This window comes from Cognataquiflexum aquatile, assembly GCF_003316845.1.
GTDB classification, from domain to species: Bacteria; Bacteroidota; Bacteroidia; order Cytophagales; family Cyclobacteriaceae; genus Cognataquiflexum; species Cognataquiflexum aquatile.
The window spans coordinates 360,946-380,210 of record NZ_QMIK01000001.1 but is presented as its reverse complement, the minus strand read 5'-3'; the positions used below and the strand labels follow the sequence as shown (position 1 = coordinate 380,210).

The following is a 19,265-nucleotide window of genomic DNA, read 5'->3' as shown; positions in this document are numbered from 1 at the left end:
TATGAAAGTTGCAAACAGTCCCAAGGTCATTGTCCTTCTCGATCAGGCGCTTTTTAGCGGCACGAGTTTTCTATCTACCATTATCATCGCAAGGATGTTGGACATGGAAACTTTCGGACAATACTCGGGGTATTTATTGGGAATCTACCTTGCTGTAAGTGGCATTGGGGCATTTGTGATCCAGCCTTTGCAGGTTTTGGTAGGACAAATTACAAACCTGAAGCAATATTTGACTTTTGCCTTTTGGCTTCAGGTTTTGGCCGTCTTGGTATTTGTGGCCTTGATTTTTGTAACGACCTTTATCATTCAGGCCAATTTCCCTTTTTCAGCTTTGGTATTTGCAGCAGGCTTTCTTTTGCATGACTTTGGCAGGAGGGTTTTATTGGCATTAAACCGTCCAAAATCAACACTTCTGCTGGATGCTATTTCCACTTTGGGATTGTCAGCAGGCCTTTTCTTCTTCTATTTGGATCATCAAAAAGACCTTTCTTCCTTATTCGGCTTTGTAGGAATACCCTACATTTTGTCCTCTCTACTTCTTTTTTGGCAGATCAAGCCAGTTTACTTTGAGAAGGCAGTTCTCCTAACATCTTTTCATTTACATGTCAAAGAAGGCAAATGGTTGTTTCTTACGGCCATCACCCAATGGTGGTCCAGCAATCTGTTTGTGGTGGCCTCGGGGATTTACCTTGGAGCGGCTGCTTTAGGTGCCTTGAGACTTGCCCAATCGCTGATGGGCGTATTGAATGTGTTGCTGCAGGCTTTTGAGAATTACATTCTTCCCCAGACTGCCATCATCATAAATACCGACATCCATCAAGGCTTGGCCTTCTTGACCGATGCAAGCCGCAAAGCAGGGATGTTGTTTTTGCCCGTGTTAGCGGTCACCCTCATCTTCTCGCAACAAATATTTGTATTGGCAGGAGGGAAGGAATATGCTTCGTATGCCTATCTCCTGCAAGCAATTACTTTGTTGTATGTATTGGTTTTCATCAGCCAACCCATCCGGTTATTGATCCGCGCATTGAGACTCAACAGGCATTTCTTTTACGGCTATTTGTTCAGCCTGACATTCGCATTGGTTTTTTCCCATTCGCTTCTTTCAAATTTTGGGTTGACCGGAGTCCTGATAGGATTGGCAGCTTCTCAGTTTCTCCTGATAGCGTACTGGGTTTACATTTTATTAAACAGAAATCTTCAATTATGGAAATCATTCACATCGTTTTAGGCAAAGCCAATCCTGACCGCCTAAATGGGGTAAATAAGGTGGTTTTTCACCTTGCCACAGAACAATCCAAAGCAGGAAAAAAGGTTCAGGTTTGGGGTGTCACGCCCAATCCAGTCCATGATTATCCGGAAAGAAATTTCAAAACTGTTCTATTTCGGGCGGAGAGTTTTCCTTTTGCAGTAAATGCCGCTTTGAAAAAGGCAATTCTTTCCAACCGAAACGCCGTTTTTCACCTGCATGGCGGATGGATCCCGCTTTTTAGCAGTCTGTCTGGTATTATGGCTAAAAACCACATCAAATATGTACTCACACCCCATGGCGCTTACAATGAAGTCGCCATGAAACGTAGTTCCTTTCAGAAGAAAAACTATTTCCATTTGTTCGAAAAATCTCTGCTCCAAAGGGTCCATAAAGTGCATGCCATCGGCAAAAGTGAGGTTGAGGGTCTGAATCATATTTTCCCAAATGCCCATTCATTTTTGTTGCCTTATGGATTTGATTTGAAGGTGGACAGTATCAAACCATTAAAAAATAAAGATTTCACCATAGGCTTTGTCGGTCGCTTGGACACGCATACCAAAGGCTTGGATTTGCTGATGGAGGCCTATTTTATTTTCCAGAAAAAATATCCCGGTTCCAAATTATGGATCATCGGGGAAGGGGAAGGACAGGCTTACCTGGAGAATTTCATCACCGAAAAACAACTCAAAAATGTGGTGCTTTGGGGTAAGAAATTTGGAGCAGAAAAGGATGCATTGATTGGTAAAATGCACGTTTTTGCCCATCCTTCAAGGAATGAAGGCCTGCCTACAGCTGTCTTGGAAGCAGCAGCATTGGGCACACCCACCATCGTCACACAGGCTACCAATGTGGCCGATTATGTCTCGGATTTTAAGGCTGGCATAGGCATTGAAAATGAAAGTATAAATGCCTTGGAAAAAAGTATGGAGGAGATCTATAATGCCTATCAATCCGGGCAAATGGAACCCTACATCCAAGGTGCCAAAGAAATGCTCGAAAACGTATTTGCTTGGCCTGTTTTGGTCGAGAAGTTTGATGAATTGTATCTATAAATGAAACTGGAATTTATACCCAAAGACCATAGTGCCTTTCTCAGGAAAATCAATTGGCAGTTGTTGCTGATCTTGCTCCTGATGATTGCCTGCTTTTTTACCTGGAGTGAAAATGTAGTCATCACCCGCATTATCAAAGTCATTGGGAGAATGGGAATGTTGGCAGCCTCTTGGTATGTGTACCAAAGCATCATTCAGTATGGTGCTGCTGACAATCTAAAAACCAATAACGTGCTCTCCATCAGTTTTTATGGACTGTATTTGCTTTTGGGTTTTGCTTCATTCATGTGGAGCACCAATGTCGGCTACAGTGCCTTACAGTGGTTTATGACTTCCCAAACCCTGGTTTTCTGCTTTTTCTTTGTCAAAAGCCTTTACTTGTTGGATCAATATTTCCCCAAGCATCCCATCAGACTTTATAACCTCTTGGGCAACAGTGCCTTTTTGCTTATCCTGGTGTTTGTCATCGGGATGTGGGTCAATCCGGATGTTTTTTACCGCCTTACCCATGGAGGCGAGGAGGCCCGTTTGGGCGGGTACATGATGAATCCAAACGAATTGGGCATGTTGGCAGGAGTAGGGGTTGCAGGGCTGATGTTTGACATCCGAAGAAACCACAACAAGTGGTGGACCATTGTCAAGCTGCTCATCTTGTTTTATGGATTGTTTGCCACAGGTTCTCGTTCATCCTTGATTGGGGCTTTGTTGATCATTGGGTTTCATCTGCTTCAATCCGAACAGAAAAAGTTCGCCATTGCCGCAATGGTGGTCATGATGATGGTGGCCCCGATTGCTATCTATAAAGTAGTCCTCAAAGACGGAGATCCCGAAAGGATGGAGGAAGTCCTCACCTTGACAGGAAGGCTTCCTTTTTGGCAGGCTTTGATCAATGAAGGTTTGCCAAGAGAACCTTTGCTTGGGTTCGGATTTATGCGGATCGATTACAAGGAGTATTTTCAAAGTGCCCATACCTACCCTGGCAAAATGACCCACAATACCTTTATGCAGGTATTGATGAACCTCGGTTTGATAGGAATGACTTTGGTGGTTTTTCAAATGATTTTTACTGCCCGAGGGATTTTACGGGAAGATGCAGAAAAGAAGCTGATGTTATTTTGCCTGCTGATACCCATCATCATCAATTCCTTTACTGAATTTGGGGTTTTCGGAGAATCCAATTATGGGATTCTATTCTACCAATTGGTCATTCTCTACATCTCCTTCCAAGGCGGAACTATCCTTACACCAAGACATCGCCTTCATTTGGTCAAAATGGGAAGGATAAATTGATAATTGTATTTTTAAATAGATATTAATTGATATTGGATTTTGATTGATATTGGATACAGATGGATATTGGATCCGCCGTCACGGATAAGTTATTGATGGATTCTTGGTTCCAAAGCAAACTCAGATTAGCAATTGAACCCATTATTTTTTACCGCCATGGTTTCCAATAATATACATTTTTCCAAAATATGGAAAATTTATTTTCCCAAAAATAGCCTTAAAATCCTGTTTTTCAATGATTTATGTTTCAGGCACTGCATTTGGCATAAGTCATAAAACAAGATTAAAAAATGGAACAATTTTTACAAGCTTTAGGATTTACCAAAACTTCAGGAACTGCAGGAAGTAGAAAACTTTATGTTTTGCACAATCCTGACGGAAGTCCAAGATGGATATGGAATGCCGAAAACCCAAACCCGGATTTTTTGAGGTTTTATGCGGTTTCCAACTTCAGATCAAATGTCTTCAGTGTTTTGATCAAAGCCGTCTTCTTCTTGAAATTGCAGCATCTATTCTTTAAGAAAAACAGCCTTTCAGTACTTCTCGAGGAGACACATATTCTGAATCCTTATCTAAAGAGCAATTTCGCATTGTTTACCGGTACTGCGGGTCCAAACAGAAAATTGGTTCTTTTTGCAAAACAGAAATTTGTAAAAATTGCCCTGAATGAAAATTCCACCAGGCTGATCGAACAGGAAAAAGCCATGCTTCATCTGGTGAACGGAGGACAATATCTCGAAATCCCTTCTAGCAAAAGCATCGGAAACGGCATCCTCGCACTTTCCGATTTGGGAAGCAAGGGAAAGCGGATTAATTCATTTACTCTACTTCATGTCAAAGCGCTTAAGGAGCTCACAAAAAACCAACCGAGAGAAGTCATTCTTTTTGGCGAAACAGAGATCTACCTAAACTGTCTCCGAAATCTTGCAATCGAGAAAGAAGTCTCCTTCGACTCATTGCCAAAGCAATTGGTAGAAAATCTGGGAACTTTGGCCATTTCACTCAGCAAGCAATCAATCCCCACCCATTTTGCCCACGGTGATTTTACGCCTTGGAACTGCTTCGTAGAAGGAGAAAAAATCAGCCTGTATGATTTTGAACTCGCTCATGAAAGCATGCCTTTTGGTTTTGATGCCTTCCACTTCGTGATGCAGCAGGGAATCTTGGTGGACCACCTCCCTTACAGAGACATCAAACCAAAACTGATTCCCGCATTTGAGTTACTTTCCAAAGAGGAGATAAGGTCCAATCTGGATTTTGGTACCTGCTTCAAAGCGTATTTATTGGTCAATACTTCTTATTACTTACGCATCTATAGCCAACAGGAAAAATGGCATACCCAAGTCAATTGGTTGCTCAATACCTGGAATGAAGCCATCAGCGATGTACTATCTTCCACAGAAAGCCCTCGTTCCCTGCTGATCGGGAATGTCTTTGACTTTGTGCAAAACCAACAATATGCGGCCGTCAAATTTCCCAATATCCATCCCACAAGTTTGTCCGAATACGCAGACATTGACCTGCTGACAGAAAAACCCACTGCCCAAAATCTGCTTCAATATATCAAGCAGCACATTCTGGTAAAGCGTGTCAACATTCAGCCGCAATCACACATGCTGAATATGGTTGTGGTTTTGCAGGATGGAAGCGTGCTTGCCTTGGACCTCATCTGGCAACTCAAAAGAAAATCCTTGGCCTTTATGAAGGTTTCAGAAGTGATCAACAGGTCGGAAAGAAATGACTTTGGGGTCAAAATACTGAACCCAAGCGATACGCAAACTTTCCTTCAATACTTCTATGGCCTTAATTTCAGTCCAATTCCTGATCGATATCTGAATTTTTTTGAGAAGGAAGAAAGTTCAAACATTGATCATGCGATGCTTAGTGCCCAAGTTGAATCAATGCCTGAAAACAGAGGCTTGTCAGGAATGATCAACAAAATGAATTATGCCTTGGATGTGCTGAGGAATATTTTCCATCAAAAGGGTATCATCATCACTTTCAGTGGGGTAGACGGGGCCGGAAAGTCCACCGTCATTGAGCATACCAAAAAAGAACTGGAGAAAAAGCTGCGCAAAAAAGTGGTGGTGATCAGACACCGTCCTTCGATTTTGCCCATCCTTAGCGCCATAACCCAAGGAAAAGAAAAAGCTGAACAAAAAGCTGCCAATACCCTTCCCCGTCAGGGTCAAAACAACAATTGGGTCAGTTCTTTGCTTCGCTTCGGATATTACTATGTAGACTATTTGTTTGGGCAGTTTTATGTCTATGTCAAGCATGTGATGCGCGGCGATGTGGTGCTGTATGACCGCTACTATTTCGATTTTATCAACGACAGTTTGCGCAGCAATATCCGCCTGCCCAAATGGCTGACAAAGGCAGGGTACAGACTATTGCTGCAACCCGACCTCAACTTCTTTTTGTACGCAGATACCGAAACCATCCTCAAACGGAAAAAAGAATTAGACGCGGAGGCGATTGCCACTTTGACCAAAGATTACCTGAGTCTTTTCAGTGATTTGGATAAGAAGGCGAAAGGGAAATACTTCCCAATCGAAAACCTGCACCTCCAAGAAACCATGGCAATCATCACTTCCAAAGCCCAAACACAACTTGTTTGATATGAAGAACCTGATACAAAAAGTCATCCGTAGGCGCAATCCTGATTTCTCCTTTGACCCGGCATTGGGTAATGCCGCGCTTTGTTCCTTTATCTGGACACAATGTTGGGGATTGTTGAGAGGTTTGAAGTTGCTGTTTCTCTTCAAAAATCCCAAAATGGCGATGTTTGGAAAGCGGGTAAGCTTTTTCAACTCTCCTAAAATCACATTTGGACGGTTTCTGAAAGTGAGCAATGATGTTCATATCAGTGCATTGGGAAAGCATGGCGTATGGATGGGTGACAATGTGAGCATCGGGGCATTCAGTAGGGTGGTGGTTTCTACTTCCTTCAACCATTTGGGTGAATTCATCAAAATAGGTAACAACGTGGGCATGGGTGAATATGCCTACCTGGGCGGTGCAGGAGGATTGGAGATAGGAGATGATTCCATCATCGGGCAGTACTTCAGTTGCCATCCTGAAAATCACATCGCATCCGATCTGTCAATAGGCATCCGCCATCAGGGTGTATCAAGGAAAGGCATCAAAATCGGCAAAAACTGTTGGATCGGCAGCAAGGTGACCATCTTGGATGGAGTGCAAATCGGCGATGGAAGCATCATTGCAGCCGGAGCGGTGGTAAACAAATCCTTTCCCGAAAATTCAATTATCGGAGGTGTCCCCGCAAAACTTTTAAAAACCAGAATATGAAAACAATTTTAGCTACTGCTTATGCCATCAACCCATTTAAAGGTTCTGAAGACGGGATGGGCTGGAATTTTGTGATGCAGATTGCGCGCTTCAACAAAGTTATCGCCATCACAAGAGAAAATAACCGTCCCCATATAGAAAAATACATTGCTGAAAATCCGGACAAACTGTATTACAATATCCAATTCCTATACTTCGATTTGCCTTATTGGATGCGGTTTTGGAAGAAGGGTGGACAGGGTGCCATGCTGTATTACCTCATGTGGCAGCGTGGAATCATGTCTTTTATCAAGAAGCAAAACCTGAAATTTGATATCGTCCATAACCTCAATTTTCACAACGACTGGACTCCCTCGTTTCTTTGGAAGTTGGATAAGCCGTTTGTTTGGGGACCTGTGGGACATCATCCTCTGATTCCTTCCCAATACCTCCAACCCTTTGCAAATAAATACCGCATCATTGACCGCCTGACTTGGATGGTCAAGCAATTTTTCTGGAAAATCTCTCCGGCCCTGCACAAGACTGTCAAAAATGCGGACCATATCCTCTGCATGAACAACAGTGTACCAAATATTTTAGGCATTCAATCCAATTATTCCATTGCACCTTCAGTAGCTACCCAGGATTTTGGATGGAATGAATTCGACACGATCGGTTATAAATTTACCCTTATTTCAGCGGGACGCTTTGTACCGCTCAAGGGATTTGATTTGACAATCCGTGCCTATTTTGAGTTTCTGAACGGTTTGGACACAAAAGACAAAGAGAACTGCGAGCTCCTTTTGATCGGTAGCGGACCGGAAGAAGGGTTTTTAAAATCCTTGGTAATTGATCTGAAATTGGCGGATCGGGTAACATTTATCTCCTGGATTGAAAGGGGGGAACTGATGGCAAAATTCAAAGAAGCATCCGCATTTCTCTTCCCTTCCCACGAAGGGGCGGGAATGGTGGTTGCAGAGGCTTTGTCTTTTGGGTTGCCGGTAATCTGTCTGGACAATGAAGGTCCGGGACAATTTATCACCAAGGAAAACGGTTTTGCGATCCCGATGGGAGATTATGGCCAAACAGTAAATGGCTTGGCGGCTGCTATCCAAGAGTTGCATGCATCCCCCGAAAAAAGGAAAAAAATGGGAAAGGCTGCAAGAAAGCAGTTTGAGAATTTCTTCCATTGGGATAGGAGAGGGGAACAACTTCAAAAAGTCTACGCTGACTTATGAAAGCACAATCTAGAATATTCGCTTTTCATTTATTGAATGACCGCAGCGGCAGTCCCAAAGTACTTGGTCAAATCATCAGAAGCTGGATTCATGAAGGGAAGGAAGTACATCTTTATACCATGGTTCACCAAGATGGCTTTCTTTCCAATTTGGAAGGAGTAAACTATCATCATGGATGGTATAAATTCAAAGCCAATCCCTGGTTGAGGCTGATATATTATTCCTTGAGTCAGCTCATCTTATTCTTCAAGATGATTGGCGAAGTAAAGAAATCCGATACCCTTTACATCAACACCGTTTTGCCTTTTGGAGCGGCGTTGATAGGGAAGTTAAAAGGTTGCCGTGTAATTTACCACATTCATGAAAGCACAGTCACCCCTGCAATTTTGAAATGGTTTTTGTTCAAAGTGGTGTCATGGACAGCTTCCGATATCATCAACGTTTCCCGATATGTGGCGCAGAGTCATGGAATCACCAATATTCCCAACCATTTGATCTACAATGCCATTGATGAAAGTTTTTTGTCCAATGTTTTACCCAAGGAGAAAAACGAAAAGCCTTCACATGTATTGATGGTTTGCTCCTTGAAAGCTTATAAGGGACTTTATGAATTTATCCAGCTTGCCGAAGACCATCAGGATTTTTTCTTCAAAATGGTTTTGAATGCCGGTCAAGGAGAAATTGATTCCTTTTTCTCAGGTCAGCATTTTCCTCAAAATCTAGAAATATATCCTTCCCAAAAAAACCTCCATCCCTTTTTCCAATGGGCAGATGTGATTGTAAACCTCTCCCGACCTGATGGGTGGATAGAGACATTTGGGCTGACCATCATCGAAGGAATGGCATACGGTTTACCTGCAATTGTGCCTCCGGTAGGAGGGATTTTGGAAGTCATTCAAGATGAAGTGACAGGATACAGTGTGGATCCAAGAGACAGGAAAGGGCTCAACAAGAAGTTTCTTGAACTGATCGGCAACCCGGTTAACTTCCAAAATTTCTCCCAAGCAGCTTTAAAAAGATTAGAGGTGTTCAAAGAAAAAACCATGCAAGAGCAAATCAACAGGATTGTTTGATGGATAATATGAAATACGGCTTTACGCTATTATGCCAGAAAAATGATAATTCAATCTTAATCATGGCAGAGGACCGAAATGGGCGCTACATCCGACTTCCGTCTTCCGTCTTCCGTCCCGCTTGAAAATAAATATCTGTTTACTGGCCAAAAAGAGGATAAAAAGAAAATACTAAACCATAAAATGATGGAAATACAAAAAACCAATATCAAAGACTGCTTCTTGATCCAACCAAGAGTGTTTAAAGACGAACGCGGTTACTTCTTTGAAAGCTTTAACAGCGAAAAATTCGAACAAATCACCGGAATTGAAACGGAGTTTGTTCAGGACAATGAGTCCATGTCAAACTACGGTGTCATCCGTGGACTCCACGCGCAGCGTGGAGAATCCGCCCAAGCCAAACTTATCCGGGTAATTCAGGGCAGGGTGATAGATGTAGTGGTGGATGCCCGATTTGACTCACCCACCTTCGGTGAAATTTTCACAGCAGAAATCAGCAGCACCCTCAAAAACCAATTGTTTATTCCAAAAGGATGTCTTCACGGATTTTCAGTTTTGGAAGACAAGACCATCTTTTCTTACAAGTGTGATGCTTTTTACAATCCTGAAATGGAAATCGGAGTTTATCCCCTTGACCGATACCTCGCTATTGATTGGAAAGTCGATACACCCAATGCACAGATCTCACTCAAAGACCAAAAAGCAATGTCATGGTTGGAATATGTGGCATCCTTTGAGCAAAAGAGATTTCTCAAAACCGTGCAGGTAGTGTAGCATATTTTCTAAAGGAAAAGAAGTGAAATTCCCTTGTTTCCCTTTTCAATCCTATTCCATTTTGCAATTCATTTCCAAAAAATGGAAAATTATATTCCTACAAATATTGTATAATCTATTGAATTCAAGCATTTTATTGTTTTGGCACTGCTTTCGTCTTGAAGCATTTAATTGAAAGAATCATGAACAAAAATTTAACACAAAAGAAGAAAATCGCCATCATCGGGACCGTGGGCGTTCCTGCCAATTATGGTGGCTTTGAAACCCTTGCCGAGCATCTCATCGAAGACCTCGGTCAGAAGCATGACATCACTGTCTATTGTTCAGGGAAAAAGTACAGCAAATCAGAAAGGGTGTCAAGCTATAAAGGAGCAAGACTCAAATACCTGCCTTTTGATGCCAACGGAATCCAAAGCATTCCCTACGATACCTTATCAATCATAAACGCACTTTTTTTTGCAGATGTGCTTTTGGTGCTTGGTGTTGCGGGTGCGTGGATTTTACCTTTCGTCCGGATCTTTACCAATAAGAAAATCATCATTTCCATAGATGGGATTGAGTGGAAAAGAGACAAGTGGAATTTATTAGCCAAGTGGTATTTGTTTTGGGCAGAAGGCAAGGCGGTCAAATACTCCCATATCGACATCTCAGACAATGAAGCCATTCAGGATTACACGGCAGCCCGATACGGTTCCTTGAGCAGAATCATCGAGTACGGGGCAGACCATACCATGAAAGTTGCGGTCACTGAAGAAGCAACGGAACAATATCCTTTTCTCAAAGAGCAATATGCCTTTAAGGTCTGCAGGATTGAGCCCGAAAACATGGTGCATGTCATTTTGGAAGCTTTTACCAAAACAAGTCGGATGCCTTTGGTCATCGTCGGCAATTGGGACAAAAGTGACTACGGAAAGTCCCTCAAAACCAAATACAGTCAGCATCCCAATATCCACATTTTGGATCCCATCTATAACCAGGAAAAGCTGGACGTACTCCGCGGAAATGCCTCTCTGTATGTTCACGGGCATTCGGCAGGAGGGACCAATCCCTCCTTGGTAGAAGCGATGTACTTAGGCTTGCCTATCCTGGCAAACGGTGTTTCCTACAACAGAGTCACCACCGAAAACAGGGCCCTGTACTTTTCTGATCAGGAAAGTTTGATTGCCGAAATCAACAAAATCTATACTGCCAAACTGAAACAGGTAGGGGAAGATATGCAGGCAGTCGCCAAGCGCAGGTACACCTGGTCCCATATTGCCTTCAAATATGAACTGTTGGTAGAAGAGGCCCTGAACACCTCAGAAAAAGCCGATGTGGAAGCTGAAACCAAAAATATCCCCTATGACCAACTCCTTGAATTGGGCCATGCCCACTTAAAAACCAATTTAAACTTCTAATTACCTTTTCTATGAATTCGATCCATATCATTGGCCCTTTGGCCGCCTTTTTAATGACACTTTTGGTGATACCTGTGTTGAGAAAAATTGCCTTCCGAATCAACATGGTGGACAAACCCAACTTCCGGAAAGTACATACTTTGCCCATTCCTTTGATTGGCGGTGTCGGGATATTCATCGCCACCACTTTGGCCTTAGGCTTGGCTTTGCCATTTGATTTGGACATTTTGGGTTTCAAAAACATTTACCTCGCCATGAGCATTTTATTGATGATGGGTGTGATTGATGATTTTTTTGAATTGAGAGCTACCATGAAACTGGCAATTCAGTTGATTTTGGCACATTTCATTTTTTCTCAAGGAATAAAAATCGAATCCCTACACGGTATTTTTGGTATTTATGAATTGGCAGATTGGATGCAATATGGGCTTACGGTGGTAGTGATTGCGGGGGCTGTAAATGCCTTCAACCTGATGGATGGCATAGACGGACTTGCGGCAGGACTTGCCATTGCCGGCTTTGCGGTTTTCACCGTACTGGCTGTTTTGACCAATCAGTTCCTGCTTGCATTGGTTTTTCTGACTTACATCGGTGGATTGTTTGGGTTTTTGAGATTTAATCTCAGCAAAAGCCAAAAAGTATTTATAGGAGATGCAGGTTCATTGATGATGGGCTTTATTTTGGTGGTGTCAGGAATCAGGCTGATCCAATCCGCACAGAATACAGCCAACGTCTCTTTGGTAATCCTTGGCGTGGTGGCGGTCATGCTTATTCCGGTTTTTGATGCTCTCCGTGTTTTCAGAAAAAGAATGAAATCAGGTAAAAGTCCTTTCAATCCCGACAAAACCCACCTTCACCATTTGGTCTTGACCACCGGTCTGAGGCACAAAGCAAGCAGCTTGGGGATTGTGGGACTGATGTCCGGGATAATCCTGATTGGCTTTATCAGTTACCAATTGGTAGGACTGACGGTTGCTTTTATAGCTATGCTGTTTCTGTTTTCCTTTGTTACATCCCTATTGCAATTCCACAATAGATTGATGTCGTGGAAAACCAAGATCAAAAGGATGGAGAATATAAACCATTAGACACAAGATCCAAGACACAAGATCAAAGACTTGATCCATCAACAACATAGAACCACTATAACAATTACATCACTTACACCTGTCCGCCGTGGCGGAACCTTTTCAACCTGAAAACCCGCGGCAGACAAAAAGTTTCTCCTTATTTGCTTTCTCATTACTCTAGGGCGAAGTAAAAAATATTTCCATCCAAAACGATAAATTAAAAGTCAATGGTAAAACAAAAAAACTCTCAGGTTTTCAAACCTGAGAGTCAAATTAGGAGCTTACATTTTAAGACTGTTATTTTTTCGCCGATTTCCCACTTGCTTCAAGTGCTGATTCCCTAAGTTCAGTTATCAATTTTTCCATTTTGGAGTGCCACTCCTCAAACTTTTCCAAAACAGAAGTTATTTGTATGGCACTTTTCTCTTCCTCCAAGGTAGATGATTCATCCTTGTCCTTAGATTTCTTGGATTTTTTCAATGCCTTTAATTTGTTAGGGTCAAAGGACTTCAGTTCTGAAAGCCAATTGTTTTTTTCCATTAGCCTACCGAGTTTTTTGCCTTCTTTGATGGGTTTTTTGGAACCAGATTTCGAAACTTTGAGGCTATCGATAGTTAGATGCTTTTTCTTAAGTCCCAGTCCATAGATTTCGTTGATTTCTACCAAAAATGCATCCACAACACCCTTTAAATGGAACAGAAAGGAATATTGATGGGCTTTCTCAATCTCAGAACCGGCAATAGTAGGATTTTTAAGTTCTTCTAGATAAAGTTTCGCATAGTTTAACCTTGATTCTGTTATTTCTTTCAAGGGAGTATAATTCTTCATTTTCATAATTTACCTGTGTTTAAAGCGAAATTACCTAAAATCAAAAAGCCGAAAGCCAATGTTAAGTGATATTTTAATATAGGAACAAGAAAGGGTTGATTTGGATTATTTTTTTGTGAAAACTGTCAGGGAAAAAGCACCAAAATGACAGCAATTTGGTAACCCTCGAATCCAATGTTGGATTGAAATGAAGCATACATTTGTGAAAGCTCTTCAAAGGTATTTTTTTTCATTTGTTCAGGAATAAGGCACTGCTTTTGGCAGTGTCATTTTTTTTTACCTTCTATGACTAAAAAATAGTTTGGTTGAAGCCCTTGGTTTTATTTTATTACTTTTTTCAGTATCCAAGAAACCAGGCTTTCTGCCATAAACAATTACCTGTCAAATCCACCCCGTCCCCTTGCGGAAATTTCCTTTCCGAAAAAGCACTAAGTGACGATTTGATGGACAATCCATCAAATAAAGCACTATGATTACAATTAGGATTTAGTCTTTTATTTTGGCTGATGGTATTGGTTGATCAAGGACATGATTTTGTGGAATACTTCTGAGTTTTCATACACTCCTCGGAATTCGCCTGAATGTGCCCCATAGGCAAATATCGGCACCATAATCCCGGTATGGTCATCGCTGTGAAAAGCCAACTCCACCTCATTTTCAGACACTTTCCCCTGAGGCAAACTCAGACCGGCAGTTTCATGGTCTGCAGTGATGATCAAAAGGGTATTGGGGTTTTGGTCGACATATTGGATCATCCAACCTACTGCCTTATCAAAATCCAACAATTCGGTGACAACGGCATTACCGCTATTTGCATGCCCGCCAGAATCAATCATGGCTGCTTCCACCATCAGAAAAAACGGCGATTTTTTGGATTCCAGAAAGCTTATTGAATTCTTACTACTTTGTAGAAGGTAATCTTCCCGGCCTTTAGCCATGGTCGGCATTCCGCTATTTGCTGCAAAATAGCCCACTTTGTCGGCAGGGGAATCTGCAATTTCTCCCATACTCTTCATCATGGTAAAACCGTTTTCTTCCAATTCCTTCAGCCTATCAGACCCAAATTGGGTGAAATCCCTTTTGCCTCCTCCGATAAAAAGATCGACTTTGCTGAGAGGCAGGAACCGGGCTATTTCATCTATGTCATCCCTTTCGGCATGATGGGCGTAAAAGGATGCGGGAGTTGCCCCAGTGAGGTTGTCTGTAGTGATGATTCCGGAATTAAAACCATAAGAGTCAAGCAATTCCGTTATATTTTGCAGCGCCATTCCGTCTGGATCCGTACCCAAAGCCCGGTTATTGGTTTTTTGTCCTGTAGCATAGGCTGTCGCTCCTGCTGCGGAATCGGTAGTAAAATCATCCGCTGCCTGGGTTTTGACAAAACCGATATTTTTAAGCTGCGTGAGGTTCAATTGGTTGCCATTGGCAAACATTCCTGCCGTAATCTGCGCCAATCCATTTCCGTCTCCGATCATCAAAATGACCCGATCAATTTTATTTTCCATTCCGTCATGGTCGAACTCAGGCTTATAAATCTCTTGGATTTTTATACCTACAATAATGTTATCATTCAGGTTTTTGAGGTATTGATTGGCCTCATAAGGTTGGTCGGTGTTGATGTAATCTATCCCAAGGTCCGCAAAAGCTTTCCATGCTGACTTGCTGTCAGGAGAAGCCCAAAACCTGACAGGCTTATCAAAAGAGTGTACTTTGGAAATAAATGACACCAATGAATCCCTTTCGGATTGGACAATCCTGCCTTTGCCATTCCAAACTGAAAATTGCCTGAAACTCAGACTGACCATACCAATTTTTTCCCAGGGAAGGTCAGGGGTGAGTACTTTGCTTTGGTAGTCAAAAAATACATAGGGAGGATAGTTTTTGTAATCTTCGGGTTTGGGTCGATTGCCTGATATGATGAGCTTGAGTCCTGTTGGATTTTGGGGAGAAAAGAGCAACTCCTCAAATTCAGAGGCATCTTTTACGATTTGATTCAAAGTGGCATAAGCCTCTGTTTTGCAATCAATCAACAAATGAAACTTAAAGTCAGCGATCATCCCAAGTGATTTTGCCTTTTGGATTGGCTCGAGATACAGCGACTTCAAAGTACGTTCAGGTCGGATACTTTCTGCTTCGTGTGCTGCCATCAAACCTCCATTTTGCAAAATCACATCCACCTCGATCGATGCACATCCGGCCCCAAAAGCATCCCAAAATGGCACTGTTCTCAGGTAATCATTGTGGGAGTGGAGTTTGTAGGTGGGAAGTTCCTGCCCAACCGCAAGCAATGCCAAGAATGCCGAGGAGAGGAGGAGGAAAAGTATTTTTTTCATCTTCAAAAGTAAGCAAGGCAATTGAGCCGATTGTCCTGATTTATCACCGGATTGGGTGATTTAACAAAAACATAAACCAAAGCACCTTTTTGGATAACAATACCTGAAGCCAGGATAACATTTTTAAAACTTTATATTTTTATGGATATCTGCATTGTTGCACGTACTCGAAAAATTCCCAAATTTTCTACCAAAAACTGAACCTAATATGTTCGAGGTGGGGAGGAATGATCCCGAAACTTCGGGAGGCCGGCAAGGGCCTTGTGCGCGGATAAGGGATTAAAACGGGAGTTTTAATAGCCAGAAAGTGCGGTTGGCCGTCTTGTCCCGATATTTATCGGGATTGGCTACTTTTTTTGCCAAGAAAAAAAGTAGCTGTAAAAATGTCGACTCGATTTCCTGTAGCCCAAAGAACACCTTTCTGGTTACTTTTGGTACTTGGTTTCATCCGGATACACATTTAATTTTTTTCTTCTTAATTATTCAAGCTGGGTTTGAGGTAAGAAAAAAACTTTTCACTTGGAAGCATTTTATTCATAGGAAAGTTAACAATAAGTTGACATGTAAAACCTCGTCCTGACTCCAAAAAGCGCCATCTTGTTTGTTCAAAACCTGTTTCACTGATGAAAAAATTAAGTTCGATTGCGCTTGTTCTATTCTTTTGGTCATTTGCTTTTTTTTCCAATGCCCAGACTCTGAGGTTGAATCAAACCCAGGTCATCGGAAGCCACAACTCGTACAAAAGTGCGATGCCTGCCCCGATTTTGGATTATTTACAAAAAATCAATCCCGCTGCTGCGAAAAGTTTGGAATACGAGCACCTGCCACTTTCCGAGCAATTGGATCTGGGACTTCGTAATCTTGAATTGGATGTATTTCATGATCCAATGGGAGGGAAATATGCCAACCCAAAGTCGCTTGCAATGCTTCCGCAAGGAACTGTTTTTGACTCCAAAAAGGAGCTTCAGGAACCTGGAATGAAGCTTTTTCACGTACAGGATCTGGATGTGCAATCTCATCACCTACTTTTCAAAAATGCACTTTTAGAACTTAAAAACTGGAGCGACCAAAATCCTGATCACCATCCTGTTTTTGTTCTGATCAACGCAAAAGACGGACAAGTTCCGATGACTGTCAGCCCGCTTTCATTTACAGGGACAGCTTTGGACAGCATCGATTTGGAAGTAAGGACTTACTTGGGAATGGACAAATTGATTACACCGGATCAAGTTCGTGGTGATTTCGGGTCGCTTGAAAAGGGAGTTTTGGCCGGAAACTGGCCGGAAATGGATGCTGCAAGAGGCAAGTTCCTTTTTGTGTTGGATGAAAGTGAGGAGAAAATCCGCCGCTACCTTACCCAAAAGCCTGAACTCAAAAACGCGGTTCTTTTCGTCAATCTGAAAGAAGGAAACCCTGAAGCCGGATTCAGAATCATCAACGATCCTGTTGCCAACGAAACCTACATTCAGGATTTGGTGAGAAAAGGATACATCATCCGAACCCGGGCAGACTCTGATACCAAAGAGGCACGATCAGGAGACTATACCAAATTTGAAAAAGCGAAAGCTTCAGGAGCGCAAGTGATTTCCACGGATTATTACATTCCTTCGACCCTCTTTCCATCTGACTATACAGTAAGTTTTGATGGCAAAACCTTTGAACGACCTAATTCTATTCTGAATTTAAAGTGAATTACTCCAAACTTATTCCCGTACTTCTGAGTGCGGGAATGATGTATTCTTGGCCTCAGGTGCCACTTTTGGCCCAATCTGGACTTGAGGCTAAAGTGGCTTTTTTGGCTGATATCCATCTTCACGATGTGGATGCAGACTTTGATTCCTCAGGTTTTCAGGGTGTGGCCCATCCGGTAACCGGCAAAATGGCGACCCTTAAAACTATGCTCAGCCAAATGAATTCCACGCGACTTTTTAATGAAAATTATTTTGCGTTTTTGGAGGCTTTGGAGGATTTAAGAAAGAAAGAGATCAAGTTCGTGGTTTTGCCGGGAGACTTTACTGATGACGGGCAACCGATGAATGTAAAATTGCTCAAAACCATATTGGATCAGTACGCAGAGGATTTTGGGATGCGGTTTTTTATCACGACCGGAAACCACGATCCCGTAACTCCTTTCGGAGGCGTCGGAAGTAAAGTGGACTATATTGGAGCACAAGGACGTCCTCAAACAATAGCTGGTTTTGAAGGCAAAAATCCTTTGGACAGCATCCCAAGGATAGAACAAATCAATTATTGGGGGTATTATGAGATTTGTAAAGAATTGGGATCATTTGGCTTCTTTCCTGACCAAAAGGATATTTTTTGGTCTCATCCTTTTTTGGGACTCGATTACGAAGGATATGAATTTGAAAAAGCATTGGCGCTTTCGGAAATAAAAAATCGGTTGTATGAAGTTGGCGACTCGGGTTATTTTTTGCCGGATGCAAGCTATGTGGTGGAACCGGTGGAAGGGATTTGGCTTTTGGCTATCGATGGCAATGTGTACAGTCCACGGTTTGGAGAAGACAATGAATTAAAGGGGTGGAGCGGTTCGAGTATAGGGTTTAACCTCGCAGCACAACATAAACAGCACCAACTCAATTGGATTAAAAATGTCACCGCCGAAGCAAAAAAGCGTGGAAAAACACTCCTCTCATTCAGTCATTATCCCTTGGCAGATTTCCATGACGGCACTTCAGAAAAGATGGCTTCAGTTTTTGGCATCAACAAGTTCCAGTTGGTAAGGGTACCTACCCATCAGGTTTCCGACCAATACGCTGAAGCAGGAATCAGGGTGCATCTTGCAGGTCACATGCACCTCAATGACACAGGAATCCATTGGACGCCAACAGGGAAATCCCTGATCAACATACAGGTTCCTTCACTTGCGGCATTTCCTCCGGCATATAAAATCATTTCCCAGAGACCTGACCATGCATTGGAAATCACTACTGTACCCTTGTACGAAGTGGCAAGGTTTGATGAGTTTTTTGGCATTTACGGGATGGAGCATGACTACCTTTCTAGATTGTATCCAGAAAAAATATGGGACAAATCCATTCTTTCCTCCAAATCATACCTTGGATATACCTTGGGCCATTTGGAGCAATTGATCCAACTGAGGTTTTTGTCCTCGGATTGGCCAATGGATTTGGCTTCTTTGGTGGAAGGATTGTCTGAAGAAGAAATCCTTTTTTGGGTGCAGTTGAATGATTTGGAAGGAAACACTTTTTTGGTAGCGGATGCTCTTGGCAGAAGAAAAGTCATGGCGAAAAGGGGAGGGGATAATAGTTTCCGGAATGACAGTTTGCAGGTTGACAAAGATGGAAACAACCTGATGATGGATTTTTACCTGATCAAAAACGGCGGACACTTGGGCAAAGACCTCATTCCTTTGCACCGACTGAAATTCTATCATATCCTGACAGAACTCACCTTCAAAACCAAAGCAGAAAGTAATTTCGCAGTCCAAAATCAGCTTATCGATTTCTTTTGGATTTTGGGTAAGATGATGAATTCATATCCTTCTGACCACTTTTTGATCTATCCGGAAGAAGGGAAGGTCTTAGATTTAGGGAAGTAAACAATCCCTGTATTTCGCATTGTTCATAGATAAAAAAATCCGACTGAAATTCAGCCGGATTTTTATCATATAGATGGACGCATTTAATTT

At 42.2% G+C, this 19,265-nt stretch carries 14 protein-coding genes; 12 read left to right on the top strand and 2 right to left on the bottom strand.

Translation table 11 applies throughout. The features are described from left to right. Position 1 precedes the first annotated feature (1 nt). The 10 genes from DQW11_RS01645 to DQW11_RS01600 all read left to right on the top strand — a co-directional run bounded on the left by DQW11_RS01645 (position 2) and on the right by DQW11_RS01600 (position 12,452). A complete protein-coding gene (locus DQW11_RS01645; protein WP_113922238.1) occupies positions 2-1,228 on the top strand; it encodes an MATE family efflux transporter in 1,227 nt (408 codons plus the stop codon). Further along, positions 1,204-2,301 carry a glycosyltransferase family 4 protein gene (locus tag DQW11_RS01640; protein ID WP_113922237.1) on the top strand — a complete coding sequence of 366 codons (1,098 nt, stop codon included), beginning with the start codon at positions 1,204-1,206 and terminating at the stop codon, positions 2,299-2,301. The genes DQW11_RS01645 and DQW11_RS01640 overlap by 25 nt, the downstream gene beginning before the upstream one ends. After that, complete coding sequence (locus tag DQW11_RS01635; protein WP_113922236.1) at positions 2,302-3,591, top strand: O-antigen ligase family protein; 1,290 nt, start codon at positions 2,302-2,304, stop codon at positions 3,589-3,591. A gap of 290 nt (positions 3,592-3,881) precedes the next feature. Next, positions 3,882-6,212 (top strand): nucleoside/nucleotide kinase family protein, encoded by a 2,331-nt coding sequence (locus DQW11_RS01630; protein WP_113922235.1) that lies wholly within the window; start codon positions 3,882-3,884, stop codon positions 6,210-6,212. A gap of 1 nt (position 6,213) precedes the next feature. Continuing rightward, positions 6,214-6,903, top strand: coding sequence for an acyltransferase (locus DQW11_RS01625; RefSeq protein ID WP_113922234.1), 690 nt, complete (start codon positions 6,214-6,216; stop codon positions 6,901-6,903). Beyond that, complete coding sequence (locus DQW11_RS01620; protein ID WP_113922233.1) at positions 6,900-8,120, top strand: glycosyltransferase family 4 protein; 1,221 nt, start codon at positions 6,900-6,902, stop codon at positions 8,118-8,120. The genes DQW11_RS01625 and DQW11_RS01620 overlap by 4 nt, the downstream gene beginning before the upstream one ends. Then, on the top strand, positions 8,117-9,193 hold the full coding sequence (locus DQW11_RS01615) for a glycosyltransferase family 4 protein (RefSeq protein WP_113922232.1): 1,077 nt from the start codon (positions 8,117-8,119) through the stop codon (positions 9,191-9,193). The genes DQW11_RS01620 and DQW11_RS01615 overlap by 4 nt, the downstream gene beginning before the upstream one ends. Before the next feature lie 183 nt (positions 9,194-9,376). Next, the gene (rfbC, locus tag DQW11_RS01610; protein WP_232826648.1) at positions 9,377-9,967 is read left to right on the top strand and encodes a dTDP-4-dehydrorhamnose 3,5-epimerase; all 591 of its coding nucleotides are present in this window, start codon (positions 9,377-9,379) and stop codon (positions 9,965-9,967) included. A gap of 182 nt (positions 9,968-10,149) precedes the next feature. After that, complete coding sequence (locus DQW11_RS01605) at positions 10,150-11,364, top strand: DUF1972 domain-containing protein (protein WP_113922231.1); 1,215 nt, start codon at positions 10,150-10,152, stop codon at positions 11,362-11,364. 11 nt (positions 11,365-11,375) lie between these two features. Then, on the top strand, positions 11,376-12,452 hold the full coding sequence (locus tag DQW11_RS01600) for a glycosyltransferase family 4 protein (protein ID WP_113922230.1): 1,077 nt from the start codon (positions 11,376-11,378) through the stop codon (positions 12,450-12,452). A gap of 279 nt (positions 12,453-12,731) precedes the next feature. Here DQW11_RS01600 and DQW11_RS01595 read toward each other — a convergent pair whose 3' ends face one another. Together DQW11_RS01595 and DQW11_RS01590 are read right to left on the bottom strand one after the other, a co-directional pair. Continuing rightward, the gene (locus DQW11_RS01595) at positions 12,732-13,268 is read right to left on the bottom strand and encodes a hypothetical protein (protein ID WP_113922229.1); all 537 of its coding nucleotides are present in this window, start codon (positions 13,266-13,268) and stop codon (positions 12,732-12,734) included. Between the two features lie 488 nt (positions 13,269-13,756). Further along, on the bottom strand, positions 13,757-15,595 hold the full coding sequence (locus tag DQW11_RS01590; protein WP_113922228.1) for an alkaline phosphatase: 1,839 nt from the start codon (positions 15,593-15,595) through the stop codon (positions 13,757-13,759). A 623-nt stretch (positions 15,596-16,218) separates the two neighbouring features. Between DQW11_RS01590 and DQW11_RS01585 the strand changes: the two genes are divergently transcribed. Further along, on the top strand, positions 16,219-17,286 hold the full coding sequence (locus DQW11_RS01585; protein WP_113922227.1) for a phosphatidylinositol-specific phospholipase C1-like protein: 1,068 nt from the start codon (positions 16,219-16,221) through the stop codon (positions 17,284-17,286). Next, positions 17,283-19,175 (top strand): metallophosphoesterase, encoded by a 1,893-nt coding sequence (locus DQW11_RS01580; protein WP_113922226.1) that lies wholly within the window; start codon positions 17,283-17,285, stop codon positions 19,173-19,175. The genes DQW11_RS01585 and DQW11_RS01580 overlap by 4 nt, the downstream gene beginning before the upstream one ends. Positions 19,176-19,265 lie beyond the last annotated feature (90 nt).